The following is a 15,456-nucleotide window of genomic DNA, read 5'->3' as shown; positions in this document are numbered from 1 at the left end:
GGGGTGCGGGGCTGTGTCCCTACGGGGTGCGGCTCTGCCTCGCGGGTGCGGCAGGCACGCAGGGGGCTCGCGGGTCGTCACCGCGCATACCGCGGAGCGCTCAGCGCAGCTCCGTCGGCGGGGTCCGCTCGTCGTTGACCTTCTCCACACGGTCCAGCTCGCCCCACACGACGTACCGGTAGCGGGACGTGTAGACGGGCGTGCAGGTCGTGAGCGTGATGTAGCGGCCGGCCTTCTGCCTGCCCGATTCCTTGGGGACGGGCGCGAGGACCTTGACGTTGAACTTCGACGTCTCGGGAAGGGTCGCGTAGACCTTGTAGACGTACCAGTCGTCCTTGGTCTCGAAGACGATCGCGTCGCCCTTCTTGAGCTTGTCGATGTTGTGGAACTTGGCACCGTGACCGTCGCGGTGGGCCGCCAGCGAGAAGTTGCCCTTCTTGTCCTGCGGAAGGGCGGACTTGACGGGGTCGGTGTAGTAGCCGGCGATGCCGTTGTTGAGGGACTTCGTGGAGGTGCCCTTCTTGACCAGCACCTCGCCGCTGCTCATCGCCGGGACGTGCAGGAAGCCGATGCCGTCCTTGGTGTCCAGACCGACCGGGCCGCGGTCCTCCGCCCAGTGGTCGCGCACCTTGTCGCCCTGCTTGTCGGCCTCACGGTCCGCCACGACGTTCGTCCACCACAGCGAGTAGGCGACGAACAGGCCGAGGACCAGACCCGCCGTGATGAGGAGTTCACCGAAGACGCTGACGGCCGCCGCGATCGGGCCGCCGCCGCGGCGCCGCGGCGAGGACGCCCGGGCGTCCGTGTGCTCTTCGTGGTCGGTCGTCGCTGCCACTGCATTGCCCCGTCTGGTCTCTCAGGAATCTTGGAATGTCGTGAAGCTCGGGAGGTTCTGAAGCTGGGATGTTCTCAAGCTGGGTTGTTCTGAAGCTTGGGATGCCGTGAAGCGTGGGGTCGCCGGCCGCCCGGGTGTCTCAGTCGACCAGCGCGTTCGGTTTGCCCTTGTCGCGTGGTCGTTCCTCGACCATCGTGCCCCAGACGATCATCCGGTACTTGCTGGTGAATTCCGGGGTGCAGGTGGTGAGAGTGATGTAGCGGCCCGCCTTGGTGAAGCCCCCCGCCTTGGGGACCGCGTCCAGCACGGACGTGTTGCTCGGCGACGTCACCGGCAGGATCGACGCCATCTTGTACACGAAGTACTTGTCCTGCGTCTCCACGACGATCGGGTCGCCCGGCTTCAGGCGGTTGATGTACCGGAACGGTTCACCATGGGTGTTGCGGTGCCCGGCAAGACCGAAGTTGCCCGTCTTGGCGTCCGGCATCGCCGTCTTCACGCCCTCCTCGGCATAGTGACCGACCATGCCGCGGTCCAGCACCCGCTTCTTGTCGGTGCCCTCGGCTATCGGCACGACCACATCGAGCTTCGGGATGTGCAGGAGGGCGAAGCCCTGGCCCGGCTCGAACACCCCCGGGTTCCCCTTGCCGTTGGCCCAGTCGTCCTGGAGGCTGCTCGCCTCGTTGCCCGCCTGCGCGTGCGCCCGGACGTTCGTCCACCACAGCTGGTACGTCACGAACAGCAGCATCAGCACGCCGGTGGTGATGAACACCTCGCCGATCGCCCGGCTGGCCATCACGGCCGCACCCGGCTTCCGTGCCCGCGCCGCACGCCGCGCCTCCATGCGTGAGAGGGGCGCTCCGGCCGCCGCCCGGCTCTCCTGGGCCTCCTCCTGCCCCTCCTGTGCCCCACCGGCCCCACCATGCCGCCCATGGCGCCTGGAGGCCTTGCGACGGGCCGCACGACCGCCACCCGGGACTCCAGCGCCACCTGAGGCTCCTGAGGGCGGTACGGCGCGCCCAGCGGGCCCGGCGGGCGTCGGAATCCCCGGTATGGACTCGACGACATCGGCTATACGCAGCCCGACCGTCTCGTCGTCGACAAGGGGCGGCTGCTCGTACGGAGCGGAGTACGCCGGAGCCTGGGAACTCGCCGGGCTCGTCGGACTCAGCGGGTCCGGCTGGGCGTACGTCCCGTCGTACGAGGTCTGCGGCGCCCCTCCATAGGACGGTCGCCGCTCCTCCCCGTACGGGGGCTGCGGCTCGTACGACCTCTGGGGCTCGTACGGCTGCTGCGGTTGCTGCTGCTGCGGTTGCTGTTGCTGTTGCGGCCCGGCATACGACGGCGGCTGTCCCGGTTCGGCGTACCCGTGTGCGGGCTCCGCCTGCGCGCGGCGACCCGGCTCCGGGTACGAGGAGGCGGTCTGCCCGGCGCTCCAATCCCGCGGATACCCCTGGGGGTCGTACCACTCCTGCTCGGGCGCCGCGGGCGGCCGCTGCCCCGGCAGGGGGTCGCTGAGCGGGTCGGCCAGCCCGTCGACGGCGGCCCGCATCGCTCCGCTCGGCCGGGCATCGGCGTTCGGTGCCCCGAAGTCGCGGGCCGGCTCGAAGGCCGGCGCCCCCTCGAAGGCACCCGGCGCCTCAAACGCCTCAGCGGCCCCGTACAAGGCGTCCTCGCCGTACGGGGCGGCACTGTCGCGCTCGGGGCGCAGGGCGGTCACGCCGTGGCCCTGCCCACCACCGGGGCGAGCCCGACCGATCTGGCGACGGCTCCCTGGTCTCCGCACTCCACCAGCCAGTTGGCCAGCATGCGGTGACCGTGCTCGGTCAGCACGGACTCGGGGTGGAACTGCACACCCTCGACCAGGAGTTCACGGTGCCTGAGCCCCATGATGATCCCGTCGTGCGTACGGGCCGTGACCTCCAGCTCGACAGGGACGGTCTTCGGCTCGGCGGCCAGCGAGTGGTAGCGGGTGGCGGTGAAGGGCGACGGAAGCCCCGCGAACACCCCCCTGCCCTCGTGCTCGACGAGCGAGGTCTTGCCGTGCAGCAGCTCGGGCGCGCGGTCCACCACGCCGCCGTACGCCACCTGCATCGACTGCATCCCCAGGCAGACCCCGAAGACGGGGATGCCGGTCTCGGCGCAGTGCCGGACCATGTCGACGCAGACGCCGGCCTCTTCGGGGGTGCCGGGGCCGGGCGAGAGCAGTACGCCGTCGAAGCCGTCCTGTGCGTGCAGGGCCGACACCTCGTCGTTGCGCAGGACCTCGCACTGGGCACCCAGCTGGTACAGGTACTGGACCAGGTTGAAGACGAAGCTGTCGTAGTTGTCGACGACGAGAATCCGCGCGCTCACTGGTTGTCCACCGTCACATCGTTGAAGGGCAGCAGCGGTTCGGCCCACGGGAAGACGTACTGGAAGAGCACGTAGACCGCCGCGAGGACCAGCACCAGGGAGATCAGTGCCTTGATCCACGTGTTCCCCGGCAGATGCCGCCAGATAAAGCCGTACATGCCGTCCCTTCCGTCGCGCCACGGCACCGGACTCACGCCGTACCAGACCAGACTAACGGCGTAGGGCCCCCGGTTTCCCAGCCTCCACAGGCTGGGTCGAGTCAAGATGTGCCCATACGATCAGCCGGTGGCTGTGACCCCATTCCGGCTCACAGGTCGTCAGCGTCAGATAGCGGCCCGCACGCGTGTACCCCGACTTCTTCGGTACGGGGTCAATGACCGCAATGTCACTGGGCAATGTTTTGTAGGGCTTTGTGTCGATGCGGTACGTGAACCAGGTCGTCCCGTCGGTCAGCACCACCGAGTCACCCGGCCGCAGCCTGGGGAAATCCTTGAACGGGTCCCCGTACGTGCGCCGGTGGCCGGCGACGGCGAAGTTCCCCGGCTGCCCGAGCTGCGCGGTGCTCGCGTAGTGGCCGAGACCCTTCTTGAGGGTGCCCGTCTTCGTGCCTTCGAGCACGGGCTTGTTCCACGTGAAACCAAGCCGAGGGATGTACATCACAGCGAAGGGCTTGCCGTCCTTGTACGGGGCGGGCTCCTCGGGGCTCGCGTCGGGGTTCGACCCGGGGGCGCCCGTCGCCGTGGACCTCGGCTCCTTGGGCCCGGCGGCCACGGAACCCTTCGACCACTGCTCCTGGAGCTGCGCGATCTGGTCGTCCATCGCGGTGTCGGCCTTCACACCCGTCCAGAACAGCACGTATACCACGAAGAGCACGATCACGGTGCCGACGGTGATGCACAGCTCGCTGAACGTCCTGACGACCACTCGCACCGACACAAGGTCCCCCAGCGGCAGCGGCTCCACTACTCCATGGCCTCTTACCCCACGGGCTGCTACTCCACAGGCTTCGCGTAGTGGAGATCCACTGTGCCCGAGTAGCCGGGAAGAGTCACGGTCCCGTCCTCGTCGACTTTCCAGCCGAGCCCGTAGACGTTGACATACACCATGTAGTTCTGGATCGCCTTGGACGCCGAGAGGGCCTTCTGGAGCTTCTCCGGGTCACCGACCGCCTGGATCTTGTATGGGGGCGAATAGACGCGGCCCTGGAGGATCAGGGTGTTTCCCACACAGCGGACGGCGGAGGTGGAGATCAGCCGCTGGTCCATGACCTTGATGCCCTCGGCGCCGCCCTGCCACAGGGCGTTCACCACGGCCTGGAGGTCCTGCTGGTGGATGACCAGGTAGTCGGGCTGCGGCTCGGGGTAGCCGGGGAGCTTGGCGGTGGCGTTCGGGGGCGCGTCGTCGAGGGTGACCGTGAGGGCCTCGCCCTTGAGCTTCTGGGTGCCCGCGTTCTTCTCCAGGGCGGCGAGTCTGGCCTCCTCCGCCTTCGTACTGCCGTTGTCCCGCTCCGCCAGCGACTCGACGTCCTCCCGCAGCGATCCGTTGCTCTCGTCGAGCTGCCCGTTCTTGTGGCTGCGCTCCTGAATCAGGTCGGAGAGCTTCAGCAGCGAGGCATCTGTGCGGATATTGGTGCCCTTGGCCGTGTTGAAGCTGGTGAAGAAGATCAGCCCGGCCAGGGCGAACACGGCCACGGTCAGCACCCGTACCGGCCGGAAACGCCGGATTGTGCCAGCACTGGTACCTGGCTGGGGAGAGTCGGCAGAATTGCTCAACGTACCCTTATCTCCTTCGGCGCCGCGGAAGCACTACGCTAACGGACGCCCGGGGGAGCGCTAAGAGTCCCCTTGTACGCTGCCCCGGAGCCAGCCCACGTTCCCTGCGCGGCCACGCAGCGCATCGACAGGAGAGACCCTCGTGCCGAAGTCACGTATCCGCAAGAAGGCCGACTACACGCCGCCCCCGGCGAAGCAGGCGACCAACATCAAGCTGAACAGTCGTGCCTGGGTCGCCCCGGTCATGCTGGCCATGTTCCTCATCGGCCTCGCCTGGATCGTCGTGTTCTACGTGACGGACGGTTCGCTGCCGATCGACGCGTTGGGCAACTGGAACATCGTGGTGGGCTTCGGCTTCATCGCGGCGGGATTCGGCGTTTCCACGCAGTGGAAGTAACGCGGCCATAAGGTGTCGGGAGCCTGTACCAGGGCTTCTCCAACCTGTGTCCGCAAGCCGTGGCCCAAGTTGTCCACTGAGTTATCCACAAGGGTTTCCACAGTGTGGATAGGTCTGAAGATCTGTGGATAACCCATCCGGTGTTGACGCCGGTGTGACTGGCCTACCGGTATCCGCAAGTGCGTTCGCCCCCTGTCCCGCCTGGGGAAACCCAGGTCAGGGACAGGGGGCACACTTGTTCCTACACAGCATGCACAAGATCCGCCACGGTCTGTGGACAACGTGGGCTCCCGCGGGATTCTCAGGCGGGTCGGACTTGACTCTCGGACGGGCTGAGCGGCTCGGCTCGGGTGGGCCGGACTCTTCGGCTCAGATGAGCTGGGTGGTTCGGCTCAGGTGAGCTGGCCGGTCCTCACCAGTGTCATGACCACAACCGCGATCAGCACCAGCGCACACACGCCGTACTGGATCAGGGACCGCCGCTCGCGGGGCGCGTGCACCATGGCGTAGCCGATCACCACACCGCCGACGAGGCCGCCGATGTGGGCCTGCCAGGCGATGTTGAACGCTGGGCTGAAGGTGAAGATCAGGTTGATCACCAGCAAGGCGATCACCGGACGCAGGTCGTAGTTGAGCCGCCGCATGAGGACGGCGGTCGCGCCGAACAGACCGAAGATCGCGCCGGAGGCGCCCAGCGACGGCTGGTTCGGTTCGGCGAGCAGATACGTGAGCGCACTACCGGCGAGGCCGGACGCCCCGTACACGGCGAGGTAGCGGGCACGGCCGAGGGCCGCCTCCAGGGGGCCGCCGATCCACCACAGGCTGAACATGTTGAAGGCGATGTGGATATAGCTGGCGTGCAGGAACATCGACGTGACCAGCCGGTACCACTGCCCCTCCGCGACGCCCTCGACGCTTCCGAGGATCGGCACAAAGGCCCGGCCGATGAGGTCGAAGCTGTCGGTGAAGCGGTCGCCCACGGAGAGCTGGACCAGGAAGACGGCGAGATTGAGCCCGACAAGGATCTTGGTGATCAGCCGGGGATCCGAGGTGACCGTGCCGCCGGCGAGAGTGCGGGGCTGGGCGGCGTTGGGGGCGTGGCCCGTGCCGGAACCGTTGCGCACGCATTCCGGGCACTGGAAGCCGACCGAGGCGCTGATCATGCACTCGGGGCAGATGGGGCGCTCGCAGCGCGTACAGCGGACGCCGGTCTCCCGGTCCGGGTGCCGGTAACAGGTGGGCAGGCTCGCGGCACCCTGTGGTTCCTGCGGGCTGCCTGGCGCCTGGTCCATCGGGATCCCCTCATCCTCTGTACGCATTTGGTACGCAACGCACCGCCCCGCTCATCCTTACGGATGGGCGGGGCGTTTGGTTCCCTGCGGGAGACCTCTCTCGGTTCCTCCGAGGGGTCTCGGTTCCTGCGGGGGCCTCGGGTTCAGCGGGTCTCGATGACGACCGACTCGATGACCACGTCGCTGACCGGGCGGTCGGTGCGCGGGTTGGTCTGCGCGGAGGCGATGGCGTCCACGACCTTCTGGCTGGCCCCGTCGCTCACCTCACCGAAGATGGTGTGCTTGCGGGTCAGCCAGGCCGTAGGGGAGACGGTGATGAAGAACTGGGAGCCGTTGGTGCCCGGGCCGGCGTTCGCCATGGCCAGCAGGTACGGCTTGTCGAAGCCGAGGTCGGGGTGGAACTCGTCCTCGAACTCGTAGCCGGGACCGCCGGTGCCGTTGCCCAGCGGGTCACCGCCCTGGATCATGAATCCGCTGATCACCCGGTGGAAGACCGTGCCGTCGTAGAGCTTGTCCGTGGACTTCGCACCCGTGGCCGGGTTGGTCCACTCACGCTCGCCCTTGGCGAGCTCGACGAAGTTCCGGACCGTCTTGGGCGCGTGGTTCGGCAGGAGCCGCACTTCGATGTCGCCGTGATTGGTCTTCAGGGTGGCGTAAAGCTGCTCAGCCACGATCTGCCTTCCGTTGTCCTTTGTGACTCCCCGATCCTCGCACGGACCGCGCCCCTCGTCTTCCGTCACCGCCGCTCGGGAGCGCGACAACCGCTTCGTACCAAAGCGGCGCGCAGTCCGGGGATCCGTGACATTGTCGTGGCAAGCTCCCGTTGCACCGTATTGATCAGCTATTGCCCCGAGTACGCCCGGAGTCGTCTCTCATGACCCGGATGCCCGCCCTCGCATGCCCCGGAGCTCTCCGGCAGGCATGATCCGGATAAGGGTGGAAAGGTGAACTGTGACTTGCTGGGGGATGGCCCCAAGCCCCCATGTACGCCACCGAGGAGGAGGATCCCGTGACCCGCAAGGACAGCGTGCGCGCAGCGGCCGAGTCGGCAAAGGACAGCGTGCGGCACGCCGCGGAAGTGGTGGCGCCCTACGCCGACACGACCAGGGACCGCGCCACGCAGTATGCGCACGAAGCACGCGTCAAGCTCGCGCCGAAGGTGTCGGCCGCAGCTCTCCAGGCCGCTGAACAGGCACGCACGCAGTACGACGCCCATCTCGCCCCGCGTCTTGAGCAGGCGCGGACACATGTGCCGCCGAAGGTCGACCAGGCCGCCCACGAGGCAGCGGTCCGCACCCGCAAGGCCGCGCGGCAGGCGGCGGACTACTCCCGGCCGAGGATCGAGCAGGCCAGGGTCGCCGCCGGCCCTGTTCGCGAGGAGGCCACGTCCCGCAGTGTGGCGGCGCTGGCCGCATTGCGCGGTCAGGTCTCGGCCAAGCAGGTCGAGAAGCTGGTCCGTAAGCAGGAGCGGCGGGCCAGGGTCGGCCGCCTCGCCAAGGGCCTCGCCGTGCTGGGCATCCTGGCCGGTGGTGCCTTCGCCGCCTGGAAGTGGTGGGACAAGCAGGCCAACCCCGACTGGCTGGTCGAACCGCCCGCCGCCACGGAGGTCCCGGAGGGCGGCCACCTGACCTCGGTCGACGGCAGCGGTCAGGACGAGCTCGACCCCGAGGTCCAGGCCAAGCAGGCCGAGGCCGAGGCTGCGGAGCACAAGGACCGCGGCTGACGCGGCGGTAGGACATCACGCCGTAGGGCATCACATCGTGGGGGCGGGAGGCCCGGTGCCTCCCGCCCCCACGATGTTTCACGTGGAACCAGCCCCGTTCCCGTTTCACGTGAAACCGTCCGTACGTCGAGCCGACCCCAGGTGGAGCCGGGCTCTACGTGGAGCCGAACTCTATGTCGAGCCAGGCGCTGTTCGGCGCGGGCGCCTGCGTTCCGGCAGAGGCTTGCGCTTGCGTGTGCGGCGGGAGGCTTCCGCAGCAGGACCGACCACCGGTGTGGTCGGAACCGACGACGCGGAGGCCGTGGCCGTGAGGGCCGTGAGAGCTCTGACGCGGTCGGTGAAGTCGGGGTCGGGGAGGGGAAGATCCAGGTCGTCGTCCACATAGGCGACGGCCGCGGGCACGTAGTGCAGGACGGCGTTGACCGGTTCCGGCACGGGCGAGCCGTCCGGCTTGAGCGCACGGAGGATGCGCAGCGTGGTGGTGATCCCGCCCTCGGGTCCGGCCTCCGCGTCGGCGACGGCATCGGTCTGGGTGTGCTGGGTGTGCCACCAGTCGGCTGCTCCCTGTTCGCCCAGGGCCCGGTGGTGCAGGTAGAGGCAGTAGCTGGCGGCGGGGTCACCGGCCCCGGCGGCGTACTGCCACCAGAAACGGGCGGACTCCTCGCGCTCGGAGAGCTGCAGCATGCATCCCAGCACGCGGGCCCCGGACGGTTCGGGCAGTGCCCGGGCGAGAAAGATCCGGAGGTCGGTGAGGGCTCCGGTGTGGGTGATCACGGTCTCGCAGAGCGTCTGGAGATCGTCGGCGGCGGAGCTTTCGTCTACCGCCCCGTCACGGTCCTGTCCTCTACCTGGGGAGCGCTCGCCGTCCGGGGCCCCGGACGGGGTCTCGTCGGACGGGGTCTCGTCGGACGCAGCCCTCTCGCCCGGGTTCTTGCCGAGGAAGTTCTCACCGACCGGGTCCGCGTCGGCCGGCCCGGAGGCGTTGTACGTGTGGCCCGTGGGGCAGCGGCGTTCCCCGGGTGCCTCCCACCGCGCCGCCGCTCGGGCGGCCAGGCGGGCGGCGGCCGCTTCGATGTCGGCCGCGGTGTAGGGCTCGCGGCGCAGCCTGGCGCGGGCGAGCAGCTCGTCAATGTGCAATGTCATCGGCATGCCCTTCCTCGCTCTCGCTCCGCACGAAGCCGTCGCATTCGCCGTCGCCGTCGCCCTGTGCGGCGCTCTCATGCCGCGTGACCTCAAGTCGCCTCTTGACCCCGTACGCGTGCTCCAGCCGTCGCCTGGCGTGGCGGACGGTGGAGCGTACGCCGGCCGGGGTGATCCCGAGCGCGGCCGCCACCTCCTCCACGGTGAAGCCCTGGCCGAACTGCAGGAGCATGACGTCCATCTGACGTGGCGGCAGCTGTCCGATCGCCTCGTAGAGACTGAGGCTCTCCTCGAACTGGCCTATGGGGTCCACCGCCTGACTGAGCGCCACCGTTTCGAAGGCGGCCTCGCCCATGAGAGCAGGACGGCGGTCCCGGGCTCTGGAGAAGTCGATGGTGGTGTGCCGCAGCACGCGCCAGGCGTACGCGGTCGGGTTCTCCTTGGTCAGGACAGTGGACCAGGCCCTGAGTAATTTCTCGAAGGCCGCGTCGACGGCCTCCTCGGCATCGGCCCTGCTGCCCAGCCGGATCTCCGCCCAGTGGACGTAGATCGGCCGGTACATCCGGTGGAATGCCTCGAAATCCAGCGGCAGTTTCCGTATCGGCCGGGCGCCGGTCGTGGCTCGGGGAAGTTCCTGGCTCACGTCTGTCCCTCCGTACCGCTCTCGCGGCGCATCTCGCTGATGCCTGCCCGGACTCCGGCCGCGGCCACGCGGCGCAGCAGACCGAGCACGTCACGGCCGAACACCCGCAGGGCGAGCACCGCCAGGATCACATCGTCGGCAACGTCCAGATTCACGTGCGGTTTTGCCTCTCCTTACAGAAGGCGAGGCCTCGTGGCGTTTCTGGCGGCCTCGGGAGGGCGCCTGTTTTACGCCCTCCGTTCACGATGACGTTTGCAACGGGCCAGGTGTGCAACACCCGCACAGACTTTCTTAACGGAGCGCAGCGTTCTGATTACGCATTTTCGTTCACAGCAGCTCACGCAAGCCTTCACGACTTCTACGCGCGGCCCTCACGCCACGTCGGCCACCTGCGCGGCGACCGCGGCGCCCCGAAATCGGGCACCTCTTTGCGCAAACAATCGCAAACATCGCCGCCCTCACCCTGTGACACACGTCACCGCACACACCCCCTGTGGCGCTCCGGCACTCAAGGGGAGAAGCACCGACGGGCTTGACGAGGCCACGTCATTACAGGACAGACGGGCAATTCCCAGCCGCCCCGCACCCGTTGATGAGCCCGTCCCGGCGTGGAACCGCCCCTGAAGGACGGGCCCGCCGCATGGCTCGACGGGCAGGGGCAGGCGGTGTCAATGCCGCCACCGCGGGACGGCCGGGACACCCCAGAAGACCCCCGAGGCACAGGTCCTCACCTCCCCGCCCACACACCCCACAACACAAGAAAACCCCCTCTGACCTGCGATTACGCAGATCAAAGGGGGTTCATCGACGTGGAGCCTAGGGGAGTCGAACCCCTGACATCTGCCATGCAAAGACAGCGCTCTACCAACTGAGCTAAGGCCCCGGAAGGGAGGCATCTGCCAGAAGGATCCCCTTCTGAGCAGCGCCGCAGACCAGAGTACCGGGTCACCCCGGGTATCCCGCAAAAAGATTGGGGCTCCCCGCGCACGACCACTCTCCGTAAGATGCTCGACGTGGTTCGCGACAGCGAACCACGGTACTTGGGGAAGCGATGGGGAGACGCGAATGGACGCCGCACAGCAGGAAGCAACCGCAAGAGCCCGGGAGCTGCAGCGGAACTGGTACGGGGAGCCGTTGGGGGCGCTCTTCCGTAGGCTCATAGACGATCTGGGGCTCAATCAGGCACGCCTCGCCGGAGTGCTCGGCCTGTCGGCGCCCATGCTGTCGCAGCTGATGAGCGGCCAGCGCGCCAAGATCGGGAACCCTGCCGTGGTCCAGCGCGTACAACTGCTGCAGGACCTCGCGGGGCAGGTGGCGGACGGCAGTGTGAGCGCTGCCGAGGCCACCGAGCGCATGGATGAGATCAAGAAGTCGCAAGGGGGCTCGGTGCTCAGCAACACCACGCAGTCGACGACGAGTTCGGGGGGTGCGCCCACGGTCAAGCGTGTGGTGCGCGAGATCCAGTCATTGCTGCGTTCGGTTGCTGCCGCGGGGGACATCATCGAGGCGGCCGACACTCTCGCCCCGACCCACCCGGAACTGGCAGAGTTCCTCCGGGTGTACGGAGCCGGCCGCACCTCGGACGCGGTCGCCCACTACCAGTCCCACCAGAGCTGAGCACATCGCCCGGCCGCCGAACAACCAGTAGCCGCAGTCCCGTTGGGCCTGCCGTTCACCGGAGGGCAGGCAGCCGGGCACCTCGGAAGGGCAGCCGTACCGACCGCCGAAGGGGGAGCGACGCACGACCATGGGTGAGGTCTTCGCCGGCCGGTACGAACTGGTCGACCCGATCGGACGCGGGGGAGTCGGTGCCGTCTGGCGCGCCTGGGACCACCGGCGGCGCCGGTATGTGGCCGCCAAGGTGCTCCAGCAGAGCGACGCGCACTCGCTGCTGCGCTTCGTGCGGGAGCAGGCGCTGCGGATCGACCACCCCAATGTGCTCGCGCCCGCCAGCTGGGCCGCCGACGACGACAAGGTCCTTTTCACCATGGACCTCGTTGGCGGCGGTTCTCTGGTCCACCTCATCGGGGACTACGGTCCCCTGCCGCCGGCGTTCGTCTGCACCCTGCTCGACCAGCTGCTGGCAGGGCTCGCCGCGGTGCACGCGGAGGGGGTCGTGCACCGAGACATCAAGCCCGCCAACATCCTCCTGGAGGCGACCGGAACGGGCCGTCCGCGGCTGCGGCTGTCCGACTTCGGCATCTCGATGCGGCTGGGCGAACCCCGCCTGACGGAGACCAACTACGTGGTGGGGACGCCCGGTTACTTCGCGCCCGAGCAGCTGCTCGGCGCGGAGCCCGACTTCCCCGCCGACCTCTTCGCGGTGGGCCTGGTCGCCCTCTATCTCCTGGAGGGAGCCAAGCCCGATGCCAAGGCGCTGGTCGACCACTTCACAACCCACGGCACACCGGGCGCCCCGAAGGGCATTCCCGAGCCGCTGTGGCAGATCGTAGCCTCTCTGCTCCAACCGGACCCCCAGGCGCGGTTCCGCACCGCCACGGGGGCGCGCAAGGCGCTCGCCGCGGCCAGGGAGCTCCTCCCTGAGCCCGGCCCCGACGACGAGCTGATCGAGATCTTCGACCAACTCGGCCCGCTTCCAGCCGAGTTCGGCCCGCAGGGCCCTCTGACGACCACTGCCGCGTCCGGGGGCGCCCAGGCCCACGACACCGCGCCTCAGCGGCAGGGCCCGGGCACCACGACGCCGTCGCAGCACTCCGGTGCCGCGTCTCGGGGCGCTCGGACAGCCACGGAGGGCCGTGCGGCGCAATCCCCGGGCACCGCTCCGTCCGGGACCCCCGCAGGAGCCGCACCCCCACAGGCGGGCGCCTCTCCCGAGGCCCGCCCCGATGGCGTATCTCCGGACGCCCACACAGATACGGCGTGGCCCCAGACGCGCACGGGTGCCGTCCCTCCGATGCCTCCCCCAGGCGCTGTTCCTCCCCACCCCCACACCGGCGCCGTATCGCCCAGTCCCACCCCCGGCGACGTACCACCACCGCCCTCTACCGCGCCCGTCCCCCCGCAGTCCCCCGTGGTGTCGGACACCGGAGGCTTCCCGCTGCCGCCCCCGCCTCCGCCCCGGACCAGTACCTCCCCCGCACAGCGGCACGAACCAGGGCCCCCCTCTCAGCCACAACCCCACCCTCAGGCACAGGCACAACCACAGCCCGAGCAGCCACCCACTCCCCCCACGTCGCTCGCGCTCCCGAACCCCGCGTACTCCCCACACTCCCCGTCGCTGCCGTACGAACCCACTCACGTGCTCTCCCCCCAGGCTCCGCACCCCTCGGCCGCTCACCCCCCGGCCACGACCCCCGTGTCGCCGCCCCAGCCGCGCGAATTCGCCTCTACTGCTTCATACACCGCTCAAGACATTCGGGTTCCACCTCAGCCGCAGCCCGTTGCGCGGCATCGCGCCAAGCGGGCGCAGCGGCGGCCGGGGCCGCCCGCGATGGTGACGGTTCCGGTGCTCCTGCTCGCGCTGGCCTGTTTCGCGGTCGGGTTCTGGGCCCTGACACAGATCTGAGCCGATGCGGCACTGACGCAGATCCGAGCCGCACCGGGAAGCCCCCGTCGCAGCCGGACCGGGAGACCGGGAACCACCCGTGGACTACGTCGACCACGTCGACCACGTCGACCACGTCGACTACCAGGCTCGCGGCGGCCCGTACTCCCGCGACCGCGCATCCGGACCCCCAACAGACGGCACAGGCACGGTCCCCTCTCCGGGCCCCCCGCCTCCGGCCACCCCCGACCCGGCCGCCGCCCGCCTCCGTGCGACCACGGTCCAGACGGCGAGCCCCAGCACGAGCACGGTCCCCCCGCCGATCCCGCCCACGGCCACCGCCTTCATCGCGGTGTTCCCGTCCGGTCCCCCGTCGCCGCCGGCCGCCGCGGCGCCGTTCGACGCCTCGGCCTTGTCCCCCGCGGTCACGTCGAACACGTCGGGCGGCACGGCGGTTCCGTCGTACACCGCCGGTGCCCCGGCCGTACCGCTCACCCGCACACGCAGAGTCAGGTCGAACGGCCCGTCGCCGAACTTGCCGGCCATCTCCGCACTGAGGTGCACGGCCAGGTGGTACCAGCCCGCGAACCGCATTCCGCTCACCTGGTCGTCGACGTCGTACCGGTTCTCGTAGGCGACGGGAGGCAGCGGCTCCAGCGTGGCCGACTTCGCCCTGCCGTCGTATCCGGTGCCCGCGTCGTCCACGAAGGCCCGCACCGGGTTGTAGAGCGACAGGCCGAGGGCGTTGCCCAGGAACCCGTCACCGCTCGCGGGGCCGAGTTCGGCGGTGGCGTAGAGCTGTTGCCCCCAGTCGACGGGAACGCGGTAGAAGAGGGTCTGCCCGGCCTGGATCGCGTCCTTCCAGACGCCCTGTTCCAGGGAACGCGCCTCGTTGAAGCTCGTACCACCCCTACGAGTCCTCGCGAGGCCGTCGACCGCCTGCGGCGAGGCGGAGTCCCACACCTCGGGGGCGGTCGTCGAGGCGGCCTTCTTCAGCGCGGGCTCCGACACGTACCGAAGCTCCAGCTCCCAGTCGTCCGGCGAGGATCCCGCACCGCTGATGCGCTCCACGAGCACGGCGTACTTCCCCGCGTTCTTGCAGGTGTACGCGCCGGGGCCGGCCCTGCGCGAGGCCCAGGCGGTGATCGGCCGCGGGCTCTCGGTGGGCCCGAACCTGGCGGCACCGGCATCCCCGGAGAAGCACTTGTTGCCGTTGGGGTCCTGCAGGGACACCTTGATGCCGTCCGAGTACACGGCCTTCGTTCCCGCCTTGGGGACGGCGGTGACCGACACATAGGCCGTGGACACGGCATCGAGCGGCAGCCCGTAGTAGAGCTTCCCCTTGTCGCCGACGGAGCTCCGATAGGTCGTGCCGGGTGTCAGCCGCACGGCATCAGCAAGTGCCGTCGCACCCTCGACCTGCTCGGCGCCCGCGGCGAAGCGGTACGGAGGGGGAGTGCCGGCCGCCGTCGCCTGTCCCGCCGAGGCCACGGCCGAGAACAGCGCCGCCGCCGCGGCCAGGACCGTACGGCCGCGCCACCGTCCCGTGCGCCGCCTCATCACGCGCCACCCCTCGCCGTAGCACCGGATCGTCACTCACCGGGCGTCCGCGGACCGGTGTCGGCGCTGTCCCGACGCTGTCCCGGACGTCCGTGAAGCCTCGACCATCCTGCCCCTCAGGCCGCCGCGCCACCCCTTGTTCAGCCACGCAAGCGCTTCCTGTGACGTCCACGACGCTTGAGGTCCACAACGCACCGTCCAGGCCCTGCCCCCGGCAACACAAAACCCCGACCG

General features: G+C 69.2%; 16 protein-coding genes and 1 tRNA gene. 4 read left to right on the top strand and 13 right to left on the bottom strand.

Going from position 1 to position 15,456, the window contains the following annotated elements:
• Positions 1-100 precede the first annotated feature (100 nt).
• From ACFWXQ_RS23345 to ACFWXQ_RS23320, 6 genes are all read right to left on the bottom strand, one after another.
• Positions 101-835, bottom strand: a complete 735-nt coding sequence (locus ACFWXQ_RS23345; protein ID WP_383937588.1) for a class E sortase — start codon at positions 833-835, stop codon at positions 101-103.
• Between the two features lie 139 nt (positions 836-974).
• Positions 975-2,555: a class E sortase gene (locus tag ACFWXQ_RS23340; RefSeq protein ID WP_383937590.1), complete on the bottom strand. Its 1,581-nt coding sequence runs from the start codon at positions 2,553-2,555 to the stop codon at positions 975-977.
• A complete protein-coding gene (locus ACFWXQ_RS23335) occupies positions 2,552-3,190 on the bottom strand; it encodes an aminodeoxychorismate/anthranilate synthase component II (RefSeq protein WP_200397078.1) in 639 nt (212 codons plus the stop codon). Before ACFWXQ_RS23335 ends, ACFWXQ_RS23340 begins: the two co-directional genes overlap by 4 nt.
• On the bottom strand, positions 3,187-3,348 hold the full coding sequence (locus tag ACFWXQ_RS23330; protein WP_107102406.1) for a hypothetical protein: 162 nt from the start codon (positions 3,346-3,348) through the stop codon (positions 3,187-3,189). Before ACFWXQ_RS23330 ends, ACFWXQ_RS23335 begins: the two co-directional genes overlap by 4 nt.
• A 52-nt stretch (positions 3,349-3,400) precedes the next feature.
• A complete protein-coding gene (locus ACFWXQ_RS23325; RefSeq protein ID WP_383937592.1) occupies positions 3,401-4,120 on the bottom strand; it encodes a class E sortase in 720 nt (239 codons plus the stop codon).
• 62 nt (positions 4,121-4,182) lie between these two features.
• A complete protein-coding gene (locus ACFWXQ_RS23320) occupies positions 4,183-4,962 on the bottom strand; it encodes a DUF881 domain-containing protein (RefSeq protein WP_383937593.1) in 780 nt (259 codons plus the stop codon).
• 142 nt (positions 4,963-5,104) lie between these two features.
• Here ACFWXQ_RS23320 and crgA point away from each other — a divergent pair, with 142 nt between their 5' ends.
• Positions 5,105-5,359, top strand: a complete 255-nt coding sequence (crgA, locus tag ACFWXQ_RS23315; protein ID WP_055613069.1) for a cell division protein CrgA — start codon at positions 5,105-5,107, stop codon at positions 5,357-5,359.
• A gap of 392 nt (positions 5,360-5,751) precedes the next feature.
• Here crgA and ACFWXQ_RS23310 read toward each other — a convergent pair whose 3' ends face one another.
• Both ACFWXQ_RS23310 and ACFWXQ_RS23305 read right to left on the bottom strand, forming a co-directional pair.
• On the bottom strand, positions 5,752-6,651 hold the full coding sequence (locus tag ACFWXQ_RS23310) for a rhomboid family intramembrane serine protease (protein WP_383937594.1): 900 nt from the start codon (positions 6,649-6,651) through the stop codon (positions 5,752-5,754).
• A gap of 143 nt (positions 6,652-6,794) precedes the next feature.
• Complete coding sequence (locus ACFWXQ_RS23305) at positions 6,795-7,322, bottom strand: peptidylprolyl isomerase (RefSeq protein ID WP_143641373.1); 528 nt, start codon at positions 7,320-7,322, stop codon at positions 6,795-6,797.
• Positions 7,323-7,660: 338 nt separating this feature from the next.
• Between ACFWXQ_RS23305 and ACFWXQ_RS23300 the strand changes: the two genes are divergently transcribed.
• Positions 7,661-8,374, top strand: coding sequence for a DUF5324 family protein (locus tag ACFWXQ_RS23300; RefSeq protein WP_383937597.1), 714 nt, complete (start codon positions 7,661-7,663; stop codon positions 8,372-8,374).
• A gap of 171 nt (positions 8,375-8,545) precedes the next feature.
• Here ACFWXQ_RS23300 and ACFWXQ_RS23295 read toward each other — a convergent pair whose 3' ends face one another.
• From ACFWXQ_RS23295 to ACFWXQ_RS23280, 4 genes are all read right to left on the bottom strand, one after another.
• Entirely contained in the window at positions 8,546-9,517 is a 972-nt protein-coding gene (locus ACFWXQ_RS23295) for a hypothetical protein (RefSeq protein WP_383937599.1), read from the bottom strand.
• On the bottom strand, positions 9,501-10,157 hold the full coding sequence (locus tag ACFWXQ_RS23290; protein WP_383937601.1) for a sigma-70 family RNA polymerase sigma factor: 657 nt from the start codon (positions 10,155-10,157) through the stop codon (positions 9,501-9,503). The genes ACFWXQ_RS23295 and ACFWXQ_RS23290 overlap by 17 nt, the downstream gene beginning before the upstream one ends.
• The gene (locus tag ACFWXQ_RS23285; protein ID WP_269650963.1) at positions 10,154-10,312 is read right to left on the bottom strand and encodes a hypothetical protein; all 159 of its coding nucleotides are present in this window, start codon (positions 10,310-10,312) and stop codon (positions 10,154-10,156) included. Before ACFWXQ_RS23285 ends, ACFWXQ_RS23290 begins: the two co-directional genes overlap by 4 nt.
• Positions 10,313-10,967: 655 nt before the next feature.
• Positions 10,968-11,040, bottom strand: a tRNA-Ala gene (locus ACFWXQ_RS23280).
• Positions 11,041-11,222: 182 nt separating this feature from the next.
• Here ACFWXQ_RS23280 and ACFWXQ_RS23275 point away from each other — a divergent pair.
• Complete coding sequence (locus ACFWXQ_RS23275; RefSeq protein ID WP_055613072.1) at positions 11,223-11,774, top strand: hypothetical protein; 552 nt, start codon at positions 11,223-11,225, stop codon at positions 11,772-11,774.
• Between the two features lie 130 nt (positions 11,775-11,904).
• Positions 11,905-13,683, top strand: coding sequence for a serine/threonine-protein kinase (locus tag ACFWXQ_RS23270; protein WP_383937604.1), 1,779 nt, complete (start codon positions 11,905-11,907; stop codon positions 13,681-13,683).
• 120 nt (positions 13,684-13,803) lie between these two features.
• Here the strand turns inward: ACFWXQ_RS23270 and ACFWXQ_RS23265 are convergent, their stop codons facing one another.
• Positions 13,804-15,222 carry a hypothetical protein gene (locus ACFWXQ_RS23265; protein WP_383937606.1) on the bottom strand — a complete coding sequence of 473 codons (1,419 nt, stop codon included), beginning with the start codon at positions 15,220-15,222 and terminating at the stop codon, positions 13,804-13,806.
• Between the last annotated feature and the right edge of the window lie 234 nt (positions 15,223-15,456).

The sequence above is a fragment of the Streptomyces sp. NPDC058697 genome (assembly GCF_042715345.1).
GTDB lineage: Bacteria > Actinomycetota > Actinomycetes > Streptomycetales > Streptomycetaceae > Streptomyces > Streptomyces liliifuscus.
The sequence above is the reverse complement of the archived record's forward strand: the minus strand, read 5'-3'. Positions and strand labels throughout refer to the sequence as shown.

What these genes read in the sequence shown, in the direction of transcription:
- ACFWXQ_RS23330 (WP_107102406.1), bottom strand. Translation starts at nt 3,348, where the DNA reads ATGTACGGCTTTATCTGGCGGCATCTGCCGGGGAACACGTGGATCAAG.
- ACFWXQ_RS23310 (WP_383937594.1), bottom strand. Translation starts at nt 6,651, where the DNA reads ATGGACCAGGCGCCAGGCAGCCCGCAGGAACCACAGGGTGCCGCGAGC.
- ACFWXQ_RS23295 (WP_383937599.1), bottom strand. Translation starts at nt 9,517, where the DNA reads ATGACATTGCACATTGACGAGCTGCTCGCCCGCGCCAGGCTGCGCCGC.
- ACFWXQ_RS23275 (WP_055613072.1), top strand. Translation starts at nt 11,223, where the DNA reads ATGGACGCCGCACAGCAGGAAGCAACCGCAAGAGCCCGGGAGCTGCAG.
- ACFWXQ_RS23270 (WP_383937604.1), top strand. Translation starts at nt 11,905, where the DNA reads ATGGGTGAGGTCTTCGCCGGCCGGTACGAACTGGTCGACCCGATCGGA.
- ACFWXQ_RS23265 (WP_383937606.1), bottom strand. Translation starts at nt 15,222, where the DNA reads ATGAGGCGGCGCACGGGACGGTGGCGCGGCCGTACGGTCCTGGCCGCG.